Raw genomic sequence first — 17,100 nt, forward strand, 5'->3', positions numbered from 1 at the left:
TTGTCTGGTCGTGGCTCTCGCGACGGCGGAAAGCATGAGCGTGGCTATCGCTCAGATCGCGGTGATCGACGGGCCGAACCTCGACAAGCGGCAAGAGGACGAGAAGCACAGCACGAAGTCGGATGAAGCCAAGAAGGACGAAACCGACAAGAAGAAAAGCGTCGTCTGCACCTATTCGAACAAATACCGCTCACAGATGTTTCGGCGATCCCCGGCTGAGGCGTTGCAGCGCGACGCGGGCAACGTGAAGATGATCCGGTATTACGCGCAAAAATACGGCGTGCCCGAAGGCCTGGCGCTGTCCGTTGCCTATCAGGAATCGCGCTTCGACACATGCGCCGGGAGCCACACCGGCGTCAAAGGCGTCATGCAGCTGACCAAGGGCACCGGCAAGTCCATGGGACTGGACCGCGACGTGAACGAGCAGAACGTCGAAGGCGGCGTCAAATATCTCGGCATGGGCGTGAAGCAATGCGGGGCGACGAATTACAACTGTCTCGCCTCCTTCTACAACGGATCGAATGCTGCCGAGCAGAGAGGGTGGGCCGGCGGTGTCGGCCGCTGGAACAGCTACTTCAACGACTATGTATCGAGCGGCAAGGCCCCGGCGGCCGCACCGCCACCCTTCTCGATCGTCACGGCCGACGGCGCGGGCGGCACGGCCCAGAACGACGCTATGGGCGCGGTGAGAAAGGCGGCTGGCGGCCTCGATGCAAGTGCATCGCAGATGGGCGCCAACGATGCGGCAATCGACGCGCTGTCGGGCTCTGTTGGCCAGGTGACCGAATACAAGGACGCCTGGGAGCTGAACTCATCGGCTCGTGGGATCAACGCTGATGTCACCAACCAGTACCTCGGCCAGGCGGGGGATTTTACGGCGTTGCTGGCCCAACTTCTGTCGTTGCAGAACGTTCAGGCATCGCAGTCCGCAAAGCTGGTGCAACCGCCAAAGAGCGGCTCCCCAAACCCGCTCTCTTGTGATCCCGCGGAACTGGAGCGGTTGAAGATCGATCGCGGCCGCTGGCTACCATGCGCGGTTCAGAACGCGGCGGCAAGCTCGGCCGATAGCCGCTCGATGATCATCACCAATGATCCTACCGGCGCTGCCAGCGTGATCGATTCCCTACAGCAATAGGAGGCTGACATGAAGAAATTCGCGGTTGCTGCCGGCATGGCGCTTTGGACGAGCGCGAGCTTTGCACAGATTGCCGTCATCGATGGCGCCAATCTCGATGTCGCCCGCAAGAATGCGGAGAACACCAACTCCATCATGGATTCCAACAAGGATATCCTGAAAAAGAGCGAGGAGATCCTGCAGGCTCTCAGCGGCAGTCGTGACGGTTCGCTCGGGATCGGACAGATGGGTCTTGGCGGCAATATGTCGATTGCCCAGGCGCCGTCGTTCGGATCGATCCTGAACGGCGGGGCGCTTTCGTTTGGCGGCCTGTCGCCCGAAATCCAGAAAATCGCCGGCGCCGTCATCAATGGACTGCAGCTGGTGAAGCAACTCCAGCAGATTGCCGGCAAGGAGACGAGCGCCGTCAACACCGCCTATGGCGGCAGCGTCAACGTGGCCTCGCTGCTGAGCGCATTGACCTCGCAGGCTTCGCAGGGCGTCACCCAGCGCCAACAGTCTCTCCAATCCGCGAGTGGGCAAATCGGGCAGTCTGAGGACGTCAAGGGATCGGTGGACCAGAACACACGAATGCAGCTGGAAAACGCGCGCGCGGTCAACGAACTGATCGGCGTCCAGAACGGCGCGGTCGCGGCCCTGAATGAGAAGCTGAAGGGGGATCTTCTTCGCCAGAGCCAGGTGCAGAAGATGATGACGCCGCGCAACGTCAATCCGTTCGCGGAATTCGGCAAGAGCGGGGGCTGAGCGCTTGTCGAGGCGAGTCCTGCGCATATGCGTTGTGATTGGGCTCGGTGCCGGGCTTTTTGGATGCGCAAATCGCGAACTGAAAGCGCCGTGCGGGCCTTTGGCGTATGCCCACGCCGACGAATGCGGCGCGTTGAAGCCGGTCAATTCAACGCCGTTCGCCAGCATCATTAACGAGGATCCATGAACGGTCTCGCCGCAAGCATTCTGGGTGGCATTGACAACATCGGTGAGGACTTCGTCCGCACCGTCTATATGCAGTTGGGCAATGCCATGGGCAACGTCTTCACCCTCATGCTGACCCTCTATATCGTTTGGTGGGGCTATTCGATCCTGAGCGGGCGAGAGTCGATCTCGCCGCTCGAAGCGGCCTATCGCCTCGGCCGCGCCGTCATCATCTATCTGCTGCTGACTGGATGGGGCACATTCTCCACGACGATCTACCAGCTTGTCCAAAGCATCCCAGATGAGGTCGGCAAGGTCATTGTCGGCGCCGTGTCGCGAGCCACCGGCAATCAACTTAGCGATCAGGCGGCAATTCCAGCGCTTATCGACAACCTCTATCAAGGGGCGCAGGACGTCGCTAACCAGGTCTACAGCGGATCCTTCTATGACATTTTTGGTGCGCTCTTGTCGCTGCTCGTCCTGCTGTCTGCCATCATCTTCGCAGCGCTTGCCATTGCCGCGATCATCGCCGCCAAGGTGATGTTGTTCATCACGCTGGCCCTGGCGCCGATATGGATCATCCTTTGGCTTTACCGATGGTCCTCGCGCATGAGCGAAGGCTTTCTTTCGCTCACCACCTTCCTGATGATCCAGCAAATCCTGATCTACGGGTTTCTCGGTTTCTACTTCTCGCTCGTCAATGCGGCGTTGAACACCGCCACATCAGGTGGAGCGACCATGGACAGCAAGATGTCGCTGGTGCTGCCCCTGGTGCTGGTGACGATCATCGGCATCTACGTTCTCATGCAGATACCCTCGATTGCTTCGATCCTGAATGGTGGCGGGTATCTCAGCACCATGGGCGCTCGCTACTCATATGGGACGTTCGGCAGGAATGCCGTGCGCTATTCCGGCGCACGATGGGCCGCAGGCCGCGCCGCTCGGGGCGCCCGGCAGCTCGCGACAAACAGTTTTCGATCTCCGCGAGCAGCCAGGGCCGATGCCGCAACACGGACCGCCATCCAGCAAGGTGCGCACGATAACTCCAGGCCTCTGGCCTAGAACACAAGAATGATCACCGATCGCGGCCCTCGATCGGGATCGGGATCGTCGCGCAAACGAGGCAATACTAAAGTGTCAATCTCAATAGAAACACCTGCTAACAGCAGCCGCGAACTCGTCGACAAGCGCTATTACAGGGCAGGCGCGACCTGGGAAGACGACACGCACAGGTCAATGCGCCGATCGCGTACATTGGCGTGGGTCGTCAGCGGCATTTCGGGACTGGTTGCGGTGCTGTCGCTGCTGGCGCTCGTGCTGATCCTGCCACTCCGGCAGTTCGAACCGTACGTTGTAGAGGTCGACAAATCGACGGGCTACCTCGAGATCATGCGCGCGCTCAAGCCTGGCGATTTATCGCAGAACGAGGCCGTCACGGCGGCCAATCTTGTGCGCTACATCAGGGCCCGCGAAACCTACGATTCCCGTGAACTGAAACAGAATTACGACCTGGCGCAGCTCTACTCTACCGACGCCGCGTCCAAGGATTTGACATGGCTTTATACGCCTGCAAATCCACAATCGCTGGACAAGATTTTTGGCCGCAATGTCACTGTCTCGGTCGAGATCAAGTCCGTTTCCCTGCTCAATCGCAACACAGCCTCGGTGCGCTTTGCCACGACGACGCGGCGGGACAATTCATCCACCGTCGACAATTGGGTGGCGGTGATAAAATTCCGCTACACCTCAACACCGCTCAAGAACGAATGGCGTTTCGACAACCCGTTGGGATTTCAGATTACGGATTATCGCCGCGACCAGGAATCGGCGCCAGCCGCGGGAAGCCTGCAATGAGATGGCGTGTGAGCCTCGTTTTGTCGGCTGCCCTTCTGCTCGGCCCGATTCACGCCGCGGCCGCACGCGACGGCCGCATCCGATATGTCACCTTCAACAACGACGATGTGACGTCGGTGCGTGCAGCTCTTGGCATTTCCACGATGGTCGAGCTCAGTCCGACCGAAGTCATCGAAACCGTCTCCGCCGGCGACACGAAAGGCTGGTCGATCATCCCCAAACGCGGATCGCGATTCCTCTTCGTCAAGCCGCTGGAGCGCGATGCTTGGACCAACGTCAACGTGGTCACCAACCGGCGCGTCTATTCCCTGCTGCTGCAGGCAACTGACGATAGCCGTGACCGGGCATCCTTCCAGGTCCGGTTCAAATACCCGGACGAGGATATCAACACGCGCCTGCTCTCACAGGCCAAGGAGAGCGCCGCCGATCCGGACTTGAAAGATCTGAATTATGCCGACCTCAACTACGACTATGCCTACAAGGGCGATGACAGCCTGAAGCCACGGACCGTATTCGACGACGGCACCAAGGTGTTTCTGGAGTTCAAGGGTGACATTCCTGCGATTTTCGTGGTCGACGACAAGCGCCATGAGTCGCTGGTCAACGTTCGCACTCAGGGCAAATACACCGTCATCGACAAGGTGGCACGGCAATTCACCCTGCGAGCCGATGGCAAGACACTCTGCCTTTACAACCGGGCTCGACCCAACGCTATCGATCCAGTCGAGCAGGTCTACGGTCCAACGAAACTGACAGGTGGTTCCACCCTGTTCGGATCCAGCGGAGGGCGCTGATGACGCAGATCGACTATAACCGACTGGATGGCAGCCCGACAGTCGCGCGCCGCGGTGCGGGTGTGGGTACCAAAATCGCCCTGGTCGGCCTCGGCGTGGTGCTGGTGGGCGCGCTGATATGGCTGAACTGGCCTCGGGAGCCGGTATCGCACGATCTTCGCAGCGATGGCGAGGAAAACTTCAATCCGCCGGAGTTTCGCCCGCCGGCGTTGAACGAGCCGCCTCAACCTGCCGACGGCACGATCGACCAGATCGTGGTGCCGCCACCGGCTGACGACCAGAAGGCCACGCAACAAGCCGAGAACGTCGATCAGACAGTGCAGGAGGGCGCGGATCTCGATGCGCAGCGGCGTGCGCTGGAGGCGCAAATGGCGGCCGAGGAAGCTCGCCGCAAGGCCGAGGCGGAAGAAGCTCGCCAGAAGGCCGCGGCTGACGAAGAGGCTCGCCGCAAGGCTGAGGCCGCAGAGCACGAAAAAGCCGTGTGGGAACGCCTGCGATCGAACCAGATGGTGACGAATGGTGAAACCGGCTCGACGGATACCGGCGCCCAGCCAGCACAGGTCGAAATCGCGCCCGACGGTCAGATCGTCCCGGTCCCCGGCGCCGACAGCGATCCCAACAAGGCCTTCCTGGCACAGTCAGAGGCAAGTTCTTCCGGCATCGTCAAGGCAAGGGTCTTCCGGCGTACCGACGCGTTGATCCCTGAAGGAACGATCCTTCGCGGCTATTTGGAAACCGCTGTTAACACCGACCTTCCTGGTGCCGTGCGCGCTGTCGTGCGTGAGGATGTCTTCTCGCTCGACGGCAGGCGGATCCTCATTCCGAAGGGCTCGCGCCTGACCGGGGAATACCGCTCGGGACTTGCGCGCGGTCAGAAGCGTGTTTTCATCGTCTGGAACAGGGTCATCCGCTCAGACGGCATTTCCGTCGATATCAAGTCACCCGGTGCAGACGCGCTCGGTCGCGGTGGCATGGGCGGTCGTGTCGATACGCACTGGGTTGAACGGTACGGCAACGCCATCATGCTTTCCGTCGTTGGCGGCGTCTCTGAATATCTGTCCTCGCTTGGCGACAGCAGCCAGGATGGACAACAGCGTCAGGTGTCGACGACCGATCCCGTGACAGGTGAGACCACAACTGTAACGTATGGTGGCAATGGCTCGCAGCGCGACGCCCGCGGTATCGCGTTCGACAAGTCGTCGACCGCCTTGCAGCAACTCGCGCAAGAGGCGTTTCGCGACACGCAGAACATTGGCCCGACAGTCTACGTAGACCAGGGCACGTCCATTGTCGTGCTGGTGCGGCGAGATCTCGATTTCTCGGATTTGTACGCCGATCCGGTTCACGAAGAAGTTGCACGAATGAAGGCAGGTGGGCGGCCGAAGACCGCGATCGATCCGACGCCTCTTTACGCGACGCCAAAGGATCATTTTTATCGCGGCTATGGGAGCCCGGTGGAATGAACGCCCTGCATCCCCTCCCCGACCCTTGGGCAAGAGCCCCGGTCCTGCGCGCGCATCTGGAGCCAATATGGTCCTATTTGAACGAAGACTCCGTTTCCGAGATTGCGATCAATAGGCCAGGTGAATTGTTCATCGAACGCCTCGGCGCCAAGGAAATGGAGCACGTCGTCAAGCGCGAGGTCACGCCCGGCTGGATCCGCAACATCTCGACGGGTGTCGCCTCGGCGACAAATCAGGTCATCAACGAAGAAAAACCGGTCCTGTCGGCAGCACTACCCTCAGGCGAGCGCATCCAATGCATCTTGCCGCCGGCCGCTCCCGAAGGCGGGGCGATCTCAATCCGCAAACAGGTCATCATGGATATGAGCCTTGATGCATACAAGGATCTTGGCGCATTCGAGAACACAGCGATGGGCAGCGGCCTGGCGCTTTCAACCGAAGAAAAGCGACTTGTCGAAATGCTGCACGACACATCGCCGATGGACTTCCTGCAATATGCGGTTCGCAACCGTGTCTCCATCGTCGTTTCAGGCGGTACGTCGACTGGCAAGACGACGTTTTTGAATGCGCTCTTGAAGGAGGTCCCGGCCCATGAACGGGTCATCACGATCGAAGACACCCGCGAACTGCGGCTGCCGGCTCCTAACAACGTCACCCTGATAGCCTCGAAGGGCGACCAGGGCCTTGCCAAAGTCTCCGCGCAACAGCTTCTCGAAGCCTCGCTTCGCATGCGACCCGACCGTCTGTTGTTGGGCGAGTTACGCGGCGCTGAAACCTTCGCTTTTCTCCAGGCGATCAACACCGGCCACCCGGGTTCGCTCACCACCGTTCATGCCAATTCGGCCCGGTCCGCCTACGAGCGGCTGGCGCTCATGGTCATGCAGGGCAGTACGGGGCTCTCACGGAGTGAAATCCTCGACTATCTGCGCGAGGTCATTCCGGTGGTCGTCCAGATGGTCCGCACCGAAGGCGGCCGGCGCGGCATCAGCGAGATCAAGTTCACCAAGGCGGAGACGATCTAGCGAGGCCCATCCATGCAGAAAATCGCAACAGCAATTTTCATGATGCTTGTGGCGATGGCCATGGGCGCCCTGCTCTTCACGGTCGCCTATGCCGCGACTGATTGGTACCGGACCGGCTCCCACGTCCTGCTCGATCAGCTGAACGCCAATCCCTGGCCGGTTGTTCGTCTGGCCTGGGCTGACATGACCGCTAGAAATTTTGACCGGGTGCAATACGCCGTTGCGGCAGGAGCGCTAGGGTTTCTCTTGCCACTGGTCAGCCTGTTTCTGATGCGCCCGAGAAAGCGCAATGACTCTCGCTTCATGACTATGAGCGACATATCGAAAACCGGCCTGGCGAAAGTTGGCGGCGTCTTCGTCGGTCGAGCTGGCGGCAGGCTTGCCGAAATATTGTCGCCCAGCCGCGATCAGCGTTCCGGCAAGATCCGCCTGACGCAGCGCAAGTTGATCGGTGGCAAGAAATTGTGGATTGATGGCGATGATGTCGGCGGCTTCGTCATAGGGCCGCCGCGCTCCGGTAAGGGCACGTCTCTCATCATCCCGAACGCCTTGACCTGGCCGCATTCGCTCGTGGTTCTCGACCTGCGGGGCGAGACCTATGCGGCGACCGCTGGTTACCGTTCAACCATCAGCAGCGTGGTGCGTTTCGCGCCGGCCGATCCGGGCGGCAATACCGCATGCTATAATCCGATGGACTTCATCTCGCTGGACTCAGCACAGCGCGACATCGACCTTCGCAACATCGCCGCGGCATTGTTTCCGCGCCCCCCTTCGAACGCGGATCCCTACTGGGTTAACGATGCCCGCCTCCTTTTTACCGGCATCGCGTCCTTCGTCATGGAATCGCCTGCGATCCCGAACGAGAAGAAGACCTTTGCCACAATCCTCGAGATCATGAACGGCGCCGAGCAGCCGCTCCTCGAATTCATCGGCTCGCTGCGCGAGGAACGCCGCCGCGAATGCTCGCACTTCACGCTGCAAACCCTGTTGCCATATTTCGAAATGTCTGAGCGGCAGTTTTCCGGAATCTACGCCGGCGTCCGAACCGGCATGGCCCCCTTTCTCAACGAGCGCCTGATGCGAGCTACCTCGCGCAGCACGTTCGATATTCGCAATCTGAAGCGCGACCGAATCTCTCTTTACCTCGACGTGCGACGCGAGCAGATCACCTCGCTTGGACCGTTGTTCAACGTCCTGATTACGCAAATGATGAACTTCATGTCGGAAACCATGCCGCGTCCGGACGAGCATCCCGTGCTTGTGCTACTCGACGAGTTCCAGAACCTCGGCAAGCTCGAGAACGTGACCGAAATGGCGAGCGTGCTCGGCGGCAACGGCGTTTCCATGTGGTTTTTCGTGCAGTCGCTGAAGGCTGTGGACGAGATCTATCGCCAGGAGGGGCGCAAGACGCTTATCAACGCTGCTCGCGTGCAGATCTTTTTCGGCGCGCAGGACGCGGACGATCTGCGCTACGTTTCCGAGCAGCTAGGAGAAACGTCGGACGTGCAAAAGGACGTGACGCGCACCAAGTCAACGTTGTTCGACACTTATTACACGCGCTCGGAGCACCGCAAGCAAGTGCGGCGGCCCCTGATGCGGCCAGATGAAATCCGTACGCTGGACAAGAACAAGGTCATCATATTGCCGCGTGGCGAACTGCCAATCCTCGGCACCCGCAATTTCTATTTCGCCGACGGCCAGCTCGCCAAACGCGCGTTCATGCCCCTGCCCGCCTTTGCCGACGCTTCGCGCACGAAAAAACCTGCGTTGGACGCTTCCGCGGCGGTTCCATCTCCTGCGCTCCCGACGATTGTGCCGACAGCACCGGCGTACCGCTCGGGCCCCTTGCAGACTCGCCTGCGGCGCGGCGCGACATTCGCCGCAAAAGCTGGCGCTATGGCTCCGCCGCCGGGCCGGCGCGCAATCGTAAAAAAACGGCTGAAAGCTACAGACGCTGCAGCCGTGCCCGCTTATGCCGCCATAGATTTTTCCGCTTTGGCGGCCAAAGCGATGACAACACGCATAGCGCCCGACAAAGAAGCGGCGGTTGCGGCGATCCTGAACAAGGTGCGGTCTCTGCGCTCCAACGCGTCCGATATCGAGGCTTTCGATCGAAATCTCGGCATCGTCGAAGATGCTTTGCCTGATCTAGTCGACGGGTAGGCTAGCATTCCGATGCGGCAGAGAGATCACCGCACACGTCATGGCGGCGGACGACATTGGCGCGTTTCGGGCAGTGCCGAGGTCTCAATCGAGTTCAAGCGCAAATCCCGCGTCGACCGCGCTTCGCGCAATGAGATCGCCAAGTTCCCAGTCCGTGAGTTCGCAAAGGGGAAGCATTCTCCTCACGGAGTGGCTAACCTCGGATATCGAAATGATCGGGCTGCCGACGTTGTCGATCAGATGACGGACAATCGCCTGGCGAACGTCCGATAAGGTAGGCGTCTGCGCGAGCGCGGGCAATCTCCGGCCCTATGAATGGAGCCGTGGTTGTGCGGCCACGGCTGTTTTTAAGTCGAACGCCACGGGCACACCGTGAACAATGGATGCTGCCGCCAGTAACTCCTCCAGGTCGCGATCGGTAGCTTTGCATGCCGGCATGAGCGTTCGGATGGCGCGGATCGCCTGTGCGATGGAGAGGAAGTGGGCTTTGCCCCTGGAGAGGACATAGGCTTCGGCGGCTTTTTCGAGCGTGATTGTATGAAAGGTGCTGGCCATCGAGAATTTCCTCCCTGAAACCCTGATCGGTAGGATTTAGAGCAGAAATTCGGCGCCGTTCAAGCTTTCGTCCGATACCAGACAATCAGGCCGAGACCAGGCCGAAATGGCGCTGCTCCTCCTCGCCATAGGCACCATGTGTAAGTTTTATCATCCCGGTGCGGTCGACGATCGTGATCTCGCCGCGATTGGCGTGAACCAGCCCCCGATATTCAAGCATTTGGAGAGCAACGGTAACACCAGGGCGCCGAGCGCCAAGCATGGTCGCCAGAAATTCATGCGTCAGGTAGATTTTGTCTCCTTCACCGCGATCGTGGACCATCAGCAACCAGCGGGCGAGGCGTTCCTCGATTTTCGAATGGCCGTTGACCAGTGCCGTCCGCGATGACTGAACAAGGAACGCGTGGGCATAGCGAAGCAGTGACTCACGAAGAGACAGGCTTTCTGCAATCCCGGAGCGAAGATTGCCAACCGGCAGGATCCAGCCATTTCCGGCGACCTGGATATAAGTTTCATTGGAGGACGCGTCCTGGCCGAGTATGACCGCTACCCCTGTCATGCCGTCGTAGCCGATGAGGCCGACTTCGCTTTGCCGCCCTCCGGTCATGGTGGCGACCACCGAAGCGATGCCAGCCTCTGGAAAATACACACGCTCGATCGGCTGGTATGCGATCTCGAGCTGCGCTTTAATGCCCAGTTCGATGTGACTCATTGACGGTTGCAAAAGCGCGAAATCCTCTGGCGACAGAGATTTCAATACCTGGTTGCGAAGAAGCGATTGGGGCATGACTCTCTCCCAAACGGGCAAGAGCAGGTACCCTCTTACTGTCGGCGGCATCCGAAGCGCTGGCGGCCGATGCGCAAGCATAGGCTCCAAATGCGCGGTTAGCAAAGGATCCGTCGCTGGCGAAAAGCTGAGGAAAGTCGGCTCTATCGGTGGAGGCCAACCGGGCTTCTTTTAGCGGCCCGATTGTAGTTTCGGCTAACAGGAAGGGAGGGGCAGAGTCTATCTCACGGTGCGTTGCTGCGTGTCGGCTTTGGGGCCGTCAACCGACTGTCCGGTTCCGGCCGGGGAGTTGGGTAAGCTGACATTTCGCAACCGACGCAATCTCAGAAGTGCAATGGCCGTGGTGATGCTCCTACGAGGGAAATGCGCCTAGCTGCATCAAAAGGCCAAGGAGGTCGGGCTGACCGTATTCCTTGACGATCTTGCCATTCTCAATGTGATAAATGTTCAGAGCCTGGACGTGGATCGTCTTCTGAGTTGGCGGCACACCCATGAATGGTCCGGTATGGGTGCCGTTCATCGTGAAGCGAGCCGCGATCTTGTTCTCCTCGGCGATCGCCTCTTCCAAAGTCCATTGGATGTCGGAAAAGCCTCCTCGCATCATTGCAACGATCGCCATGTAGCCGGCAGGTCCCGTCATCGGCTCTGATCTACCGGGGACATGGAAGATGGCATTCGGCGAGACGAGCTCGTGCGCCAGCTTTTCATCCGCCGAGTTGATGAATTCGACGAACCGGGCCATGAAAGAGGTGGCGGTGCTGCTCATAACAAATATCCCAATTTGGCTGCGTCGTAGTGACGATATTGACGGATATACCGTCGAAGCAGGCCGGGATATATCTCGCCAATGGTTGCTGACCTACAACAAATTCGCTCGAATTCGACCCGCGGCGCGGCCTTGTAGGTCTGGCAATCGCGGAGCTACCGTCCAAATTTGGCTACGGCGAAATCCAGAAAGCTCCGAAGCTTGGCGGTTATGCGGCGATCGGGAGCGTAGATCACATTGAGCGGCCGCGACGGCGGGCGATGGTCCGGCAAAATCCCGACCAGTTCGCCGCTTGCCATGGCCTCGCTCACGATTTCGCTCGGCTGCAGCAAGACGCCTATCCCTGCCACGGCCGCGCATAGCAGGGGCTCGCCGTGATCGGCCATCACACGGCCAGATACCGGAACCACAACCCTTCCATCCGGTCCGTCGAACGTCCAGTGCGTCCTCAACTCCGTGAAGGAGAAGCCAAGACACTCATGCCGTTGAAGATCGAGAGGGTGCTCGATGGCTGGATGTGACTTGAGGTATGCAGGCGAGGCGCACAGAACCAGTCGGTAGGGAGCCAAAGGTCTGGCGATGAGGCCGCTATCGACGAGTTCGCCGGTTCGGAAGACCGCATCATATCCCTCGTCGATTACATCGACCGCTCGATTGGAAAGCGTCAATTCCACCGAAATCTGCGGATGGGCCTCCAGGTATTCCGGCAGACTAGGACTAAGGCTGCGTATGCCGAAGCTGACCGGAGCGTTTATCCTCAGCCTGCCGGTTGGAACCGACTTCGTCTCCTCGGCCAATCCCTCAGCCATCTCAACTTCGGCGAGGATATGCTTGGCTCGCTCATAATAGCCGCGGCCGAAGTCCGTTAGGCTTTGCCGACGTGTGGTTCGGTTCAGAAGCCGGACACCAAGATGGTCTTCCAACGCGCGAACGTATTTTCCGACGAGCTGCGGCGAGGTCGACATGGCTTCCGCTGCGGCTGAAAAGGAGCCGAGCTCCACAGCCTTCACGAAGACGGTCATGCTGGCGAAGCGGTCCATTTTAACAACAATTCGTTTCAAGTGTTGCTCTCTCACGCCCACTTATCTCGAATACGTTTCATATGGAAGTGTTGCGACCGGTTCGGTCTGAAAGCCCGCGTCACTGGTCGCGCGGGGAACTGTGGCCTTAGGGAAGCAAAAATGCCAATGTTTGCGAGCAATTCCGACAAGGTTCCCGAACACGTCTACGCCTCGGCGGCATCTTGTCTGAATGGCCAACTGGATCGTCGCGAATTCCTGGCACTGGCTAGTGCATTCGGCGCATCGGCGCCTATGGCTTACGGGCTTATCGGTGCGTCGCTGACGCCGGCACTGGCGGGGGAGCCCAAACGCGGTGGCACCTTAAAGGTCGCGATGTTCGTAAAGGATCCGAAGGACCCGCGGACCGCGGACTGGTCGGAGATTGCCAATGCACAGCGCCAGACGCTCGAGCCGCTCGTCAAATACACTGCCGACTACACGTTTGAAGGCCGCCTGCTCGAATCGTGGGAGGTCAACGCCGATGCGACGCAGTTTGTGTTGCATTGCCGGCGCGGCGCGACCTGGAACAATGGCGACCCGTTCACGGTCGATGACGTTATCTTCAATTTGCAGCGTTGGTGCGAGCGGGATGCTGCAGGCAACTCAATGGCCGGGCGGATGGGCACGCTCATCGACCAGTCGACCGGCAAGTTGCGCGAAACAGCGATCGAACGCGTCGATCACATGACCCTGCGCATTACGCTTCAGCGGCCGGATATTACGTTCATTCCCAATCTGGCCGATTACCCGGCACTGCTGGTTCACAAGAGCTTCGACGAAAAAGGGGCAACCTTCAGCGGATGCCCGATCGGAACCGGGCCGTTTGAGTTGATTTCCTACGACGTTGGCGTTCGCGTTGTCTTGAAACGTCGTACACATGGAAACTGGTGGGGTGGGGAGCCTCACCTCGATGGCATCGAGTTCATCGATTATGGGACGGACCCGAACGCAACCTTTGGGGCGTTCGAAGCGCACGAGATCCACACGAATTATGAGTCTCCGGTAGACCAGCTGGCAGGCTTGGATGGACTTGGGCTGGTAAAAGGTGAGGCGGCAACCGCGGGGACTCTGCTGGCTCGAATGAACGTCACCAATAAACCTTTTGACGATCAGCGGGTGCGCAATGCGCTCCAGTTGGCCGTCGACAACAAGGCCGTGCTCGATCTTGGTTACAGCGGCGCCGGCGACGTGGCCCACAACCACCATGTCTCGCCGATTCATCCCGAGTATGTCGAACTGCCCGCAGTCAGCCGTGACATCGACAAGGCCGCCCGCTTGCTTCAGGAGGCCGGTCGCACGGACTTTGAGTTCGAGCTGATCACGGCCGACGAGGACTTCCACCGCAACACGGGCGACGCTATCGCGGCCCAGCTGCGTGAAGCGAAGATCAAGATCAAGCGGACCGTCCTGCCGGGTTCAACCTTCTGGAACGATTGGACGAAGTACCCATTTTCAATGACGACTTGGAACATGCGGCCACTCGGCGTCCAGGTCCTTGCCGTTGCGTACCGGACGGGCGAGGCGTGGAACGAGAGTGCATGGTCAAATCCTGAATTCGACACCAAGCTCAACGCCGCATTGGCCATTCCGGATGCCGAGAAGCGCAAAGTTTCGATGAAAGAAATCGAGGCCATGCTGCAGGATGCTGGAATTCTGATCCAGCCCTACTGGCGAAAACTCTACAAGCACTGGGTCCCCGCCCTCAAGGGTGTCCGGGTCCATCCAACGCAGGAACACGAATACTTCGATGCCTGGCTGGACGAAGCCTAAACCTGAGAACCACCCCATGCAGAGCGAAATGCGATCGATCGTCGTCAGCCGCTACGGCGGTCCGGACGTCCTTGAGTGGAAGGCCGTTCCGGTCCTTGCGCTAGGCGCGTCGGAGATCAGGATCAGGACCATCGCCGCCGCGGTCAACCACACCGACCTCGAGGTAAGGGCGGGCAATTGGCCTATCCGCAAGCCAGCCCCCTTTCCATACGTGCCGGGCGTTGAAGTCGTCGGCGAGGTCGTTGAGACCGGAGGCGCGGTGGCACGCGCACTTATCGGCCAAAAGGTGATCACGATGATGCAGGGCCTCGGCGGGGTCCGGGGCGATCGGCCCGGGGGCTATGCCGAGTTCGTGACCGTCGAAGCCAGCGCGGCTTCTCAACTGCCCGTTGGCACGGATCCCATGGCTATGGCAGCGATTGGGCTGGCCGGCGTCACCGCGCACGAGGGTTTGCGCCCTCTTGTACCTCTCAAGGGACGGCAAGTCATGGTCACTGGCGCGGCCGGCGGCGTGGGCTCGGCGGCGGTTTCACTTGCCAGTGCACTGGGCGCACATGTTCTGGGCATCGTGTCACGGCCAGAGCAGGCTGATTATGTTCGCTCGCTGGGGGCAGGACGCGTCCTGGCTTCAAGAGCCGGGGAACTGTCTCAGGTCGAGCCGGAAAGCGTTGACGGCGTTTTCGATACGGTGGGAGCTGCCGTCTTTGAAACATCGCTCTTCGCCCTGAAACCTGGCGGGACGTTGTCCCTTGTTGGCGCGGTAGGGGGTGGTGATGTCCGGTTCGATCTCTGGAACCTGATCCGGCCGGTATCGCTGACTGGTTATTCATCAGAGAGCCTTGACGGCACGGCACTTGAAGTTGCCGTCGCAACGCTGGCACGCCTCACTGCCCAACACGCTATGCAGACGCCCAAATGGACAACGATGCCACTCTCTGATGCTTCCCGTGCCCATGCCGCGCTCGAACAAGGGGGGCTCAAGGGGCGTATCCTGCTGGTCCCTTAAAGCTGCCGATACCGACGCGGCGATCTCGCAGGTTAGCTTTAGCGCGCGAAATCGTTCATTTTGACGCCTGAGCGTTATGCTGAGCGGTGGTGGCGCTTGGGTATCCAAAAATCGCCGCGTGGTCCTAGGCAAATCCGAAGCTGTTATGCGGTCGGCCACCGTCGCGGCCATTTCAGCCGGCAGTTCGTGCTTCGAGACGGGTGGTTTTGGGAACATCAAGACGGAATTCGAATGCTCGGCATGAGGGCGCCTTCCAGACAGCCAGCTTTTGGCCGCAAGCGGACTGGCATCTTATAGGGTAGCTTCTTTGCAGAAGCTGCCCTCCGCGAGCAAGCCCGATCTAATTCAGATCGTGTTGCGGGAGTGGCGAATGCCTCGTCTTCGGGTGCTCAGTGTCGGTCTGGGTAACCCGGCTTGTGTCGAAATCAGGCCGAAAATCCCCGCTCGTGTGATCACAGGGTAAAGAACGGTCATATCCGCCCTTGCCTTCCATTCCGTCGGAACATGGCGCGTTTGTCCTTCCATTCGTAGAGTGAATAGACGAACGGAATGAACCATGGCTTGCCTCGGTAGAATGGCACTGCCTTCGGCGGCGGATCGAAGTCAAAAGCCGATCGGGCCTTCTCCGTCTCGCCAAGAAGTTTGAAGGCTGCTTTCTTACCGAGCCAGCGCGCCCAAACCACGCCTGAGCCGCAGAAGCCGGTGGCGTAAACGGTGTCTCCCACGGTAAACATGCGTGGAACCATGTCACGGTTCATTGCGACCTGGCCGAACCAACTATGCGTAAGACCAACACCCGCCAGTTCGGCGAATATGCGGCCAAGTTCGGAGCGCAGGTGTGTGGTGGGGGCGAGCGGGTCCCCTTCCGTCGTGCCGTCGCGCCCGCCAAAGAGAATGCGTGAGCCGTCTGGCGATGGACGGTAGTAATAGCTGAGCTGCCTCGTGTCGCCGTACATCATCCGCTTCGGCATCAGGCGCTCCATAACGCCGTCACCCAGGGGCTCAGTGGCGACGATGCGGCTTCGTACCGGCACGAGTCGACGGCGAAGCCAGGGATCGAAGCCATCAGTATAGGCATTGGTGCACACCAGCACCTTCTTCGCAAACACCTCGCCGCGCGATGTGGCCACGCGCACGCCACCCACCTCCGCACTCGTCCCCAGAACCGCGGTGTTCTCATGGATGACCGCATCTGTCGCCTGGGCGACTCGCAGTATGCCGGAAAGCAGCTTGGCGGGGTGAAGCCCGCCAATATCCATGCGCACGAAGCCACCGGCGTAGAAGTCAGTTCCGATGTAACGCGATACGTCCGCGCGGGCGACTGAATATGCCTCAATCCCGAGAAAACGTTGCAATAGCTCGGCGTAGCGGCTCAATTCATCGCAATCGTGTTGATTTATCGCTCCATCGAAAAGGCCCGACAGGAAAAATTCGCACTCCACCTTCTCCTCTTCAAGAAAAGCCCGAAGATCATCTCGCGCGGACTTTCCCTCCATCAAGATGCCGTTGGCGCGATCTTCTCCAAACCGCCTAATCAACTGTCTGCGGTTCGGCCTTATGCTTCCGCTCGCCATACCGCCGTTGCGGCTGGATGCGGCTTGCCCTATCGGTTGCCGGTCGAAAAGCTGAACGCTGCGGCCGGCCCTTGCAAGTTCAATGGCCGCCGCCAGCCCAGCATAACCGCCGCCGACGATGGCAACGTCGCATCGAGGGACTACCGGCCGCACCGGCAGGGGAGAAAAAGTGCAATCGTCCCACCAATACGGCACGGACTTGAAGGGGCGTGTGGAATCTTCGATATCCATGGCGTGCATC

General features: G+C 59.7%; 15 protein-coding genes. 10 read left to right on the forward strand and 5 right to left on the reverse strand.

From position 1 onward, the window contains the following. The first annotated feature begins 61 nt into the window (after nt 1-61). The 8 genes from AB4Z43_RS28770 to AB4Z43_RS28805 all read left to right on the forward strand — a co-directional run bounded on the left by AB4Z43_RS28770 (nt 62) and on the right by AB4Z43_RS28805 (nt 9,340). Complete coding sequence (locus AB4Z43_RS28770; RefSeq protein WP_441940004.1) at nt 62-1,135, forward strand: transglycosylase SLT domain-containing protein; 1,074 nt, start codon at nt 62-64, stop codon at nt 1,133-1,135. A 9-nt stretch (nt 1,136-1,144) separates the two neighbouring features. Continuing rightward, entirely contained in the window at nt 1,145-1,879 is a 735-nt protein-coding gene (locus AB4Z43_RS28775) for a type IV secretion system protein (RefSeq protein ID WP_441940007.1), read from the forward strand. Between the two features lie 183 nt (nt 1,880-2,062). Further along, nucleotides 2,063-3,106 carry a type IV secretion system protein gene (locus AB4Z43_RS28780; RefSeq protein WP_441940009.1) on the forward strand — a complete coding sequence of 348 codons (1,044 nt, stop codon included), beginning with the start codon at nt 2,063-2,065 and terminating at the stop codon, nt 3,104-3,106. A 9-nt stretch (nt 3,107-3,115) separates the two neighbouring features. Beyond that, a complete protein-coding gene (locus AB4Z43_RS28785) occupies nt 3,116-3,898 on the forward strand; it encodes a virB8 family protein (protein WP_441940010.1) in 783 nt (260 codons plus the stop codon). Beyond that, nucleotides 3,895-4,692, forward strand: coding sequence for a TrbG/VirB9 family P-type conjugative transfer protein (locus tag AB4Z43_RS28790; RefSeq protein ID WP_441940012.1), 798 nt, complete (start codon nt 3,895-3,897; stop codon nt 4,690-4,692). The genes AB4Z43_RS28785 and AB4Z43_RS28790 overlap by 4 nt, the downstream gene beginning before the upstream one ends. Next, nucleotides 4,692-6,155: a type IV secretion system protein VirB10 gene (gene virB10 / locus AB4Z43_RS28795; RefSeq protein ID WP_441940014.1), complete on the forward strand. Its 1,464-nt coding sequence runs from the start codon at nt 4,692-4,694 to the stop codon at nt 6,153-6,155. Before AB4Z43_RS28790 ends, virB10 begins: the two co-directional genes overlap by 1 nt. Further along, on the forward strand, nt 6,152-7,177 hold the full coding sequence (gene virB11 / locus AB4Z43_RS28800) for a P-type DNA transfer ATPase VirB11 (RefSeq protein ID WP_441940016.1): 1,026 nt from the start codon (nt 6,152-6,154) through the stop codon (nt 7,175-7,177). The genes virB10 and virB11 overlap by 4 nt, the downstream gene beginning before the upstream one ends. A 12-nt stretch (nt 7,178-7,189) precedes the next feature. Then, nucleotides 7,190-9,340, forward strand: a complete 2,151-nt coding sequence (locus tag AB4Z43_RS28805; protein WP_441940018.1) for a type IV secretory system conjugative DNA transfer family protein — start codon at nt 7,190-7,192, stop codon at nt 9,338-9,340. A 309-nt stretch (nt 9,341-9,649) separates the two neighbouring features. On the opposite strand, the gene AB4Z43_RS28810 is transcribed toward AB4Z43_RS28805, so the two are convergent. The 4 genes from AB4Z43_RS28810 to AB4Z43_RS28825 all read right to left on the reverse strand — a co-directional run bounded on the left by AB4Z43_RS28810 (nt 9,650) and on the right by AB4Z43_RS28825 (nt 12,509). Continuing rightward, nucleotides 9,650-9,895, reverse strand: a complete 246-nt coding sequence (locus tag AB4Z43_RS28810) for a hypothetical protein (RefSeq protein WP_441940020.1) — start codon at nt 9,893-9,895, stop codon at nt 9,650-9,652. 85 nt (nt 9,896-9,980) lie between these two features. Then, nucleotides 9,981-10,682: a Crp/Fnr family transcriptional regulator gene (locus AB4Z43_RS28815; RefSeq protein WP_441940022.1), complete on the reverse strand. Its 702-nt coding sequence runs from the start codon at nt 10,680-10,682 to the stop codon at nt 9,981-9,983. A 352-nt stretch (nt 10,683-11,034) separates the two neighbouring features. Then, nucleotides 11,035-11,448: an ester cyclase gene (locus AB4Z43_RS28820; protein ID WP_441940024.1), complete on the reverse strand. Its 414-nt coding sequence runs from the start codon at nt 11,446-11,448 to the stop codon at nt 11,035-11,037. Nucleotides 11,449-11,603: 155 nt separating this feature from the next. Beyond that, nucleotides 11,604-12,509, reverse strand: coding sequence for a LysR family transcriptional regulator (locus tag AB4Z43_RS28825; protein WP_441940026.1), 906 nt, complete (start codon nt 12,507-12,509; stop codon nt 11,604-11,606). 120 nt (nt 12,510-12,629) lie between these two features. Between AB4Z43_RS28825 and AB4Z43_RS28830 the strand changes: the two genes are divergently transcribed. Together AB4Z43_RS28830 and AB4Z43_RS28835 are read left to right on the forward strand one after the other, a co-directional pair. Then, entirely contained in the window at nt 12,630-14,279 is a 1,650-nt protein-coding gene (locus AB4Z43_RS28830) for an ABC transporter substrate-binding protein (protein WP_441940028.1), read from the forward strand. A gap of 16 nt (nt 14,280-14,295) precedes the next feature. Further along, nucleotides 14,296-15,285: a quinone oxidoreductase family protein gene (locus tag AB4Z43_RS28835; protein WP_441940030.1), complete on the forward strand. Its 990-nt coding sequence runs from the start codon at nt 14,296-14,298 to the stop codon at nt 15,283-15,285. Between the two features lie 470 nt (nt 15,286-15,755). Here the strand turns inward: AB4Z43_RS28835 and AB4Z43_RS28840 are convergent, their stop codons facing one another. Continuing rightward, nucleotides 15,756-17,090 (reverse strand): NAD(P)/FAD-dependent oxidoreductase, encoded by a 1,335-nt coding sequence (locus tag AB4Z43_RS28840; protein WP_441940032.1) that lies wholly within the window; start codon nt 17,088-17,090, stop codon nt 15,756-15,758. Nucleotides 17,091-17,100 lie beyond the last annotated feature (10 nt).

Origin of the sequence: Mesorhizobium sp. 2RAF45 (genome assembly GCF_052115225.1) — a bacterium.
GTDB classification, from domain to species: Bacteria; Pseudomonadota; Alphaproteobacteria; order Rhizobiales; family Rhizobiaceae; genus Mesorhizobium; species Mesorhizobium jarvisii.

Bases quoted from the DNA above. Each gene is read 5' to 3' on its own strand.
- AB4Z43_RS28775 (WP_441940007.1), top strand. From the start codon at position 1,145: ATGAAGAAATTCGCGGTTGCTGCCGGCATGGCGCTTTGGACGAGCGCG.
- AB4Z43_RS28780 (WP_441940009.1), top strand. From the start codon at position 2,063: ATGAACGGTCTCGCCGCAAGCATTCTGGGTGGCATTGACAACATCGGT.
- AB4Z43_RS28785 (WP_441940010.1), top strand. From the start codon at position 3,116: ATGATCACCGATCGCGGCCCTCGATCGGGATCGGGATCGTCGCGCAAA.
- AB4Z43_RS28790 (WP_441940012.1), top strand. From the start codon at position 3,895: ATGAGATGGCGTGTGAGCCTCGTTTTGTCGGCTGCCCTTCTGCTCGGC.
- virB10 (WP_441940014.1), top strand. From the start codon at position 4,692: ATGACGCAGATCGACTATAACCGACTGGATGGCAGCCCGACAGTCGCG.
- virB11 (WP_441940016.1), top strand. From the start codon at position 6,152: ATGAACGCCCTGCATCCCCTCCCCGACCCTTGGGCAAGAGCCCCGGTC.
- AB4Z43_RS28805 (WP_441940018.1), top strand. From the start codon at position 7,190: ATGCAGAAAATCGCAACAGCAATTTTCATGATGCTTGTGGCGATGGCC.
- AB4Z43_RS28810 (WP_441940020.1), bottom strand. From the start codon at position 9,895: ATGGCCAGCACCTTTCATACAATCACGCTCGAAAAAGCCGCCGAAGCC.
- AB4Z43_RS28815 (WP_441940022.1), bottom strand. From the start codon at position 10,682: ATGCCCCAATCGCTTCTTCGCAACCAGGTATTGAAATCTCTGTCGCCA.
- AB4Z43_RS28820 (WP_441940024.1), bottom strand. From the start codon at position 11,448: ATGAGCAGCACCGCCACCTCTTTCATGGCCCGGTTCGTCGAATTCATC.
- AB4Z43_RS28830 (WP_441940028.1), top strand. From the start codon at position 12,630: ATGCCAATGTTTGCGAGCAATTCCGACAAGGTTCCCGAACACGTCTAC.
- AB4Z43_RS28835 (WP_441940030.1), top strand. From the start codon at position 14,296: ATGCAGAGCGAAATGCGATCGATCGTCGTCAGCCGCTACGGCGGTCCG.
- AB4Z43_RS28840 (WP_441940032.1), bottom strand. From the start codon at position 17,090: ATGGATATCGAAGATTCCACACGCCCCTTCAAGTCCGTGCCGTATTGG.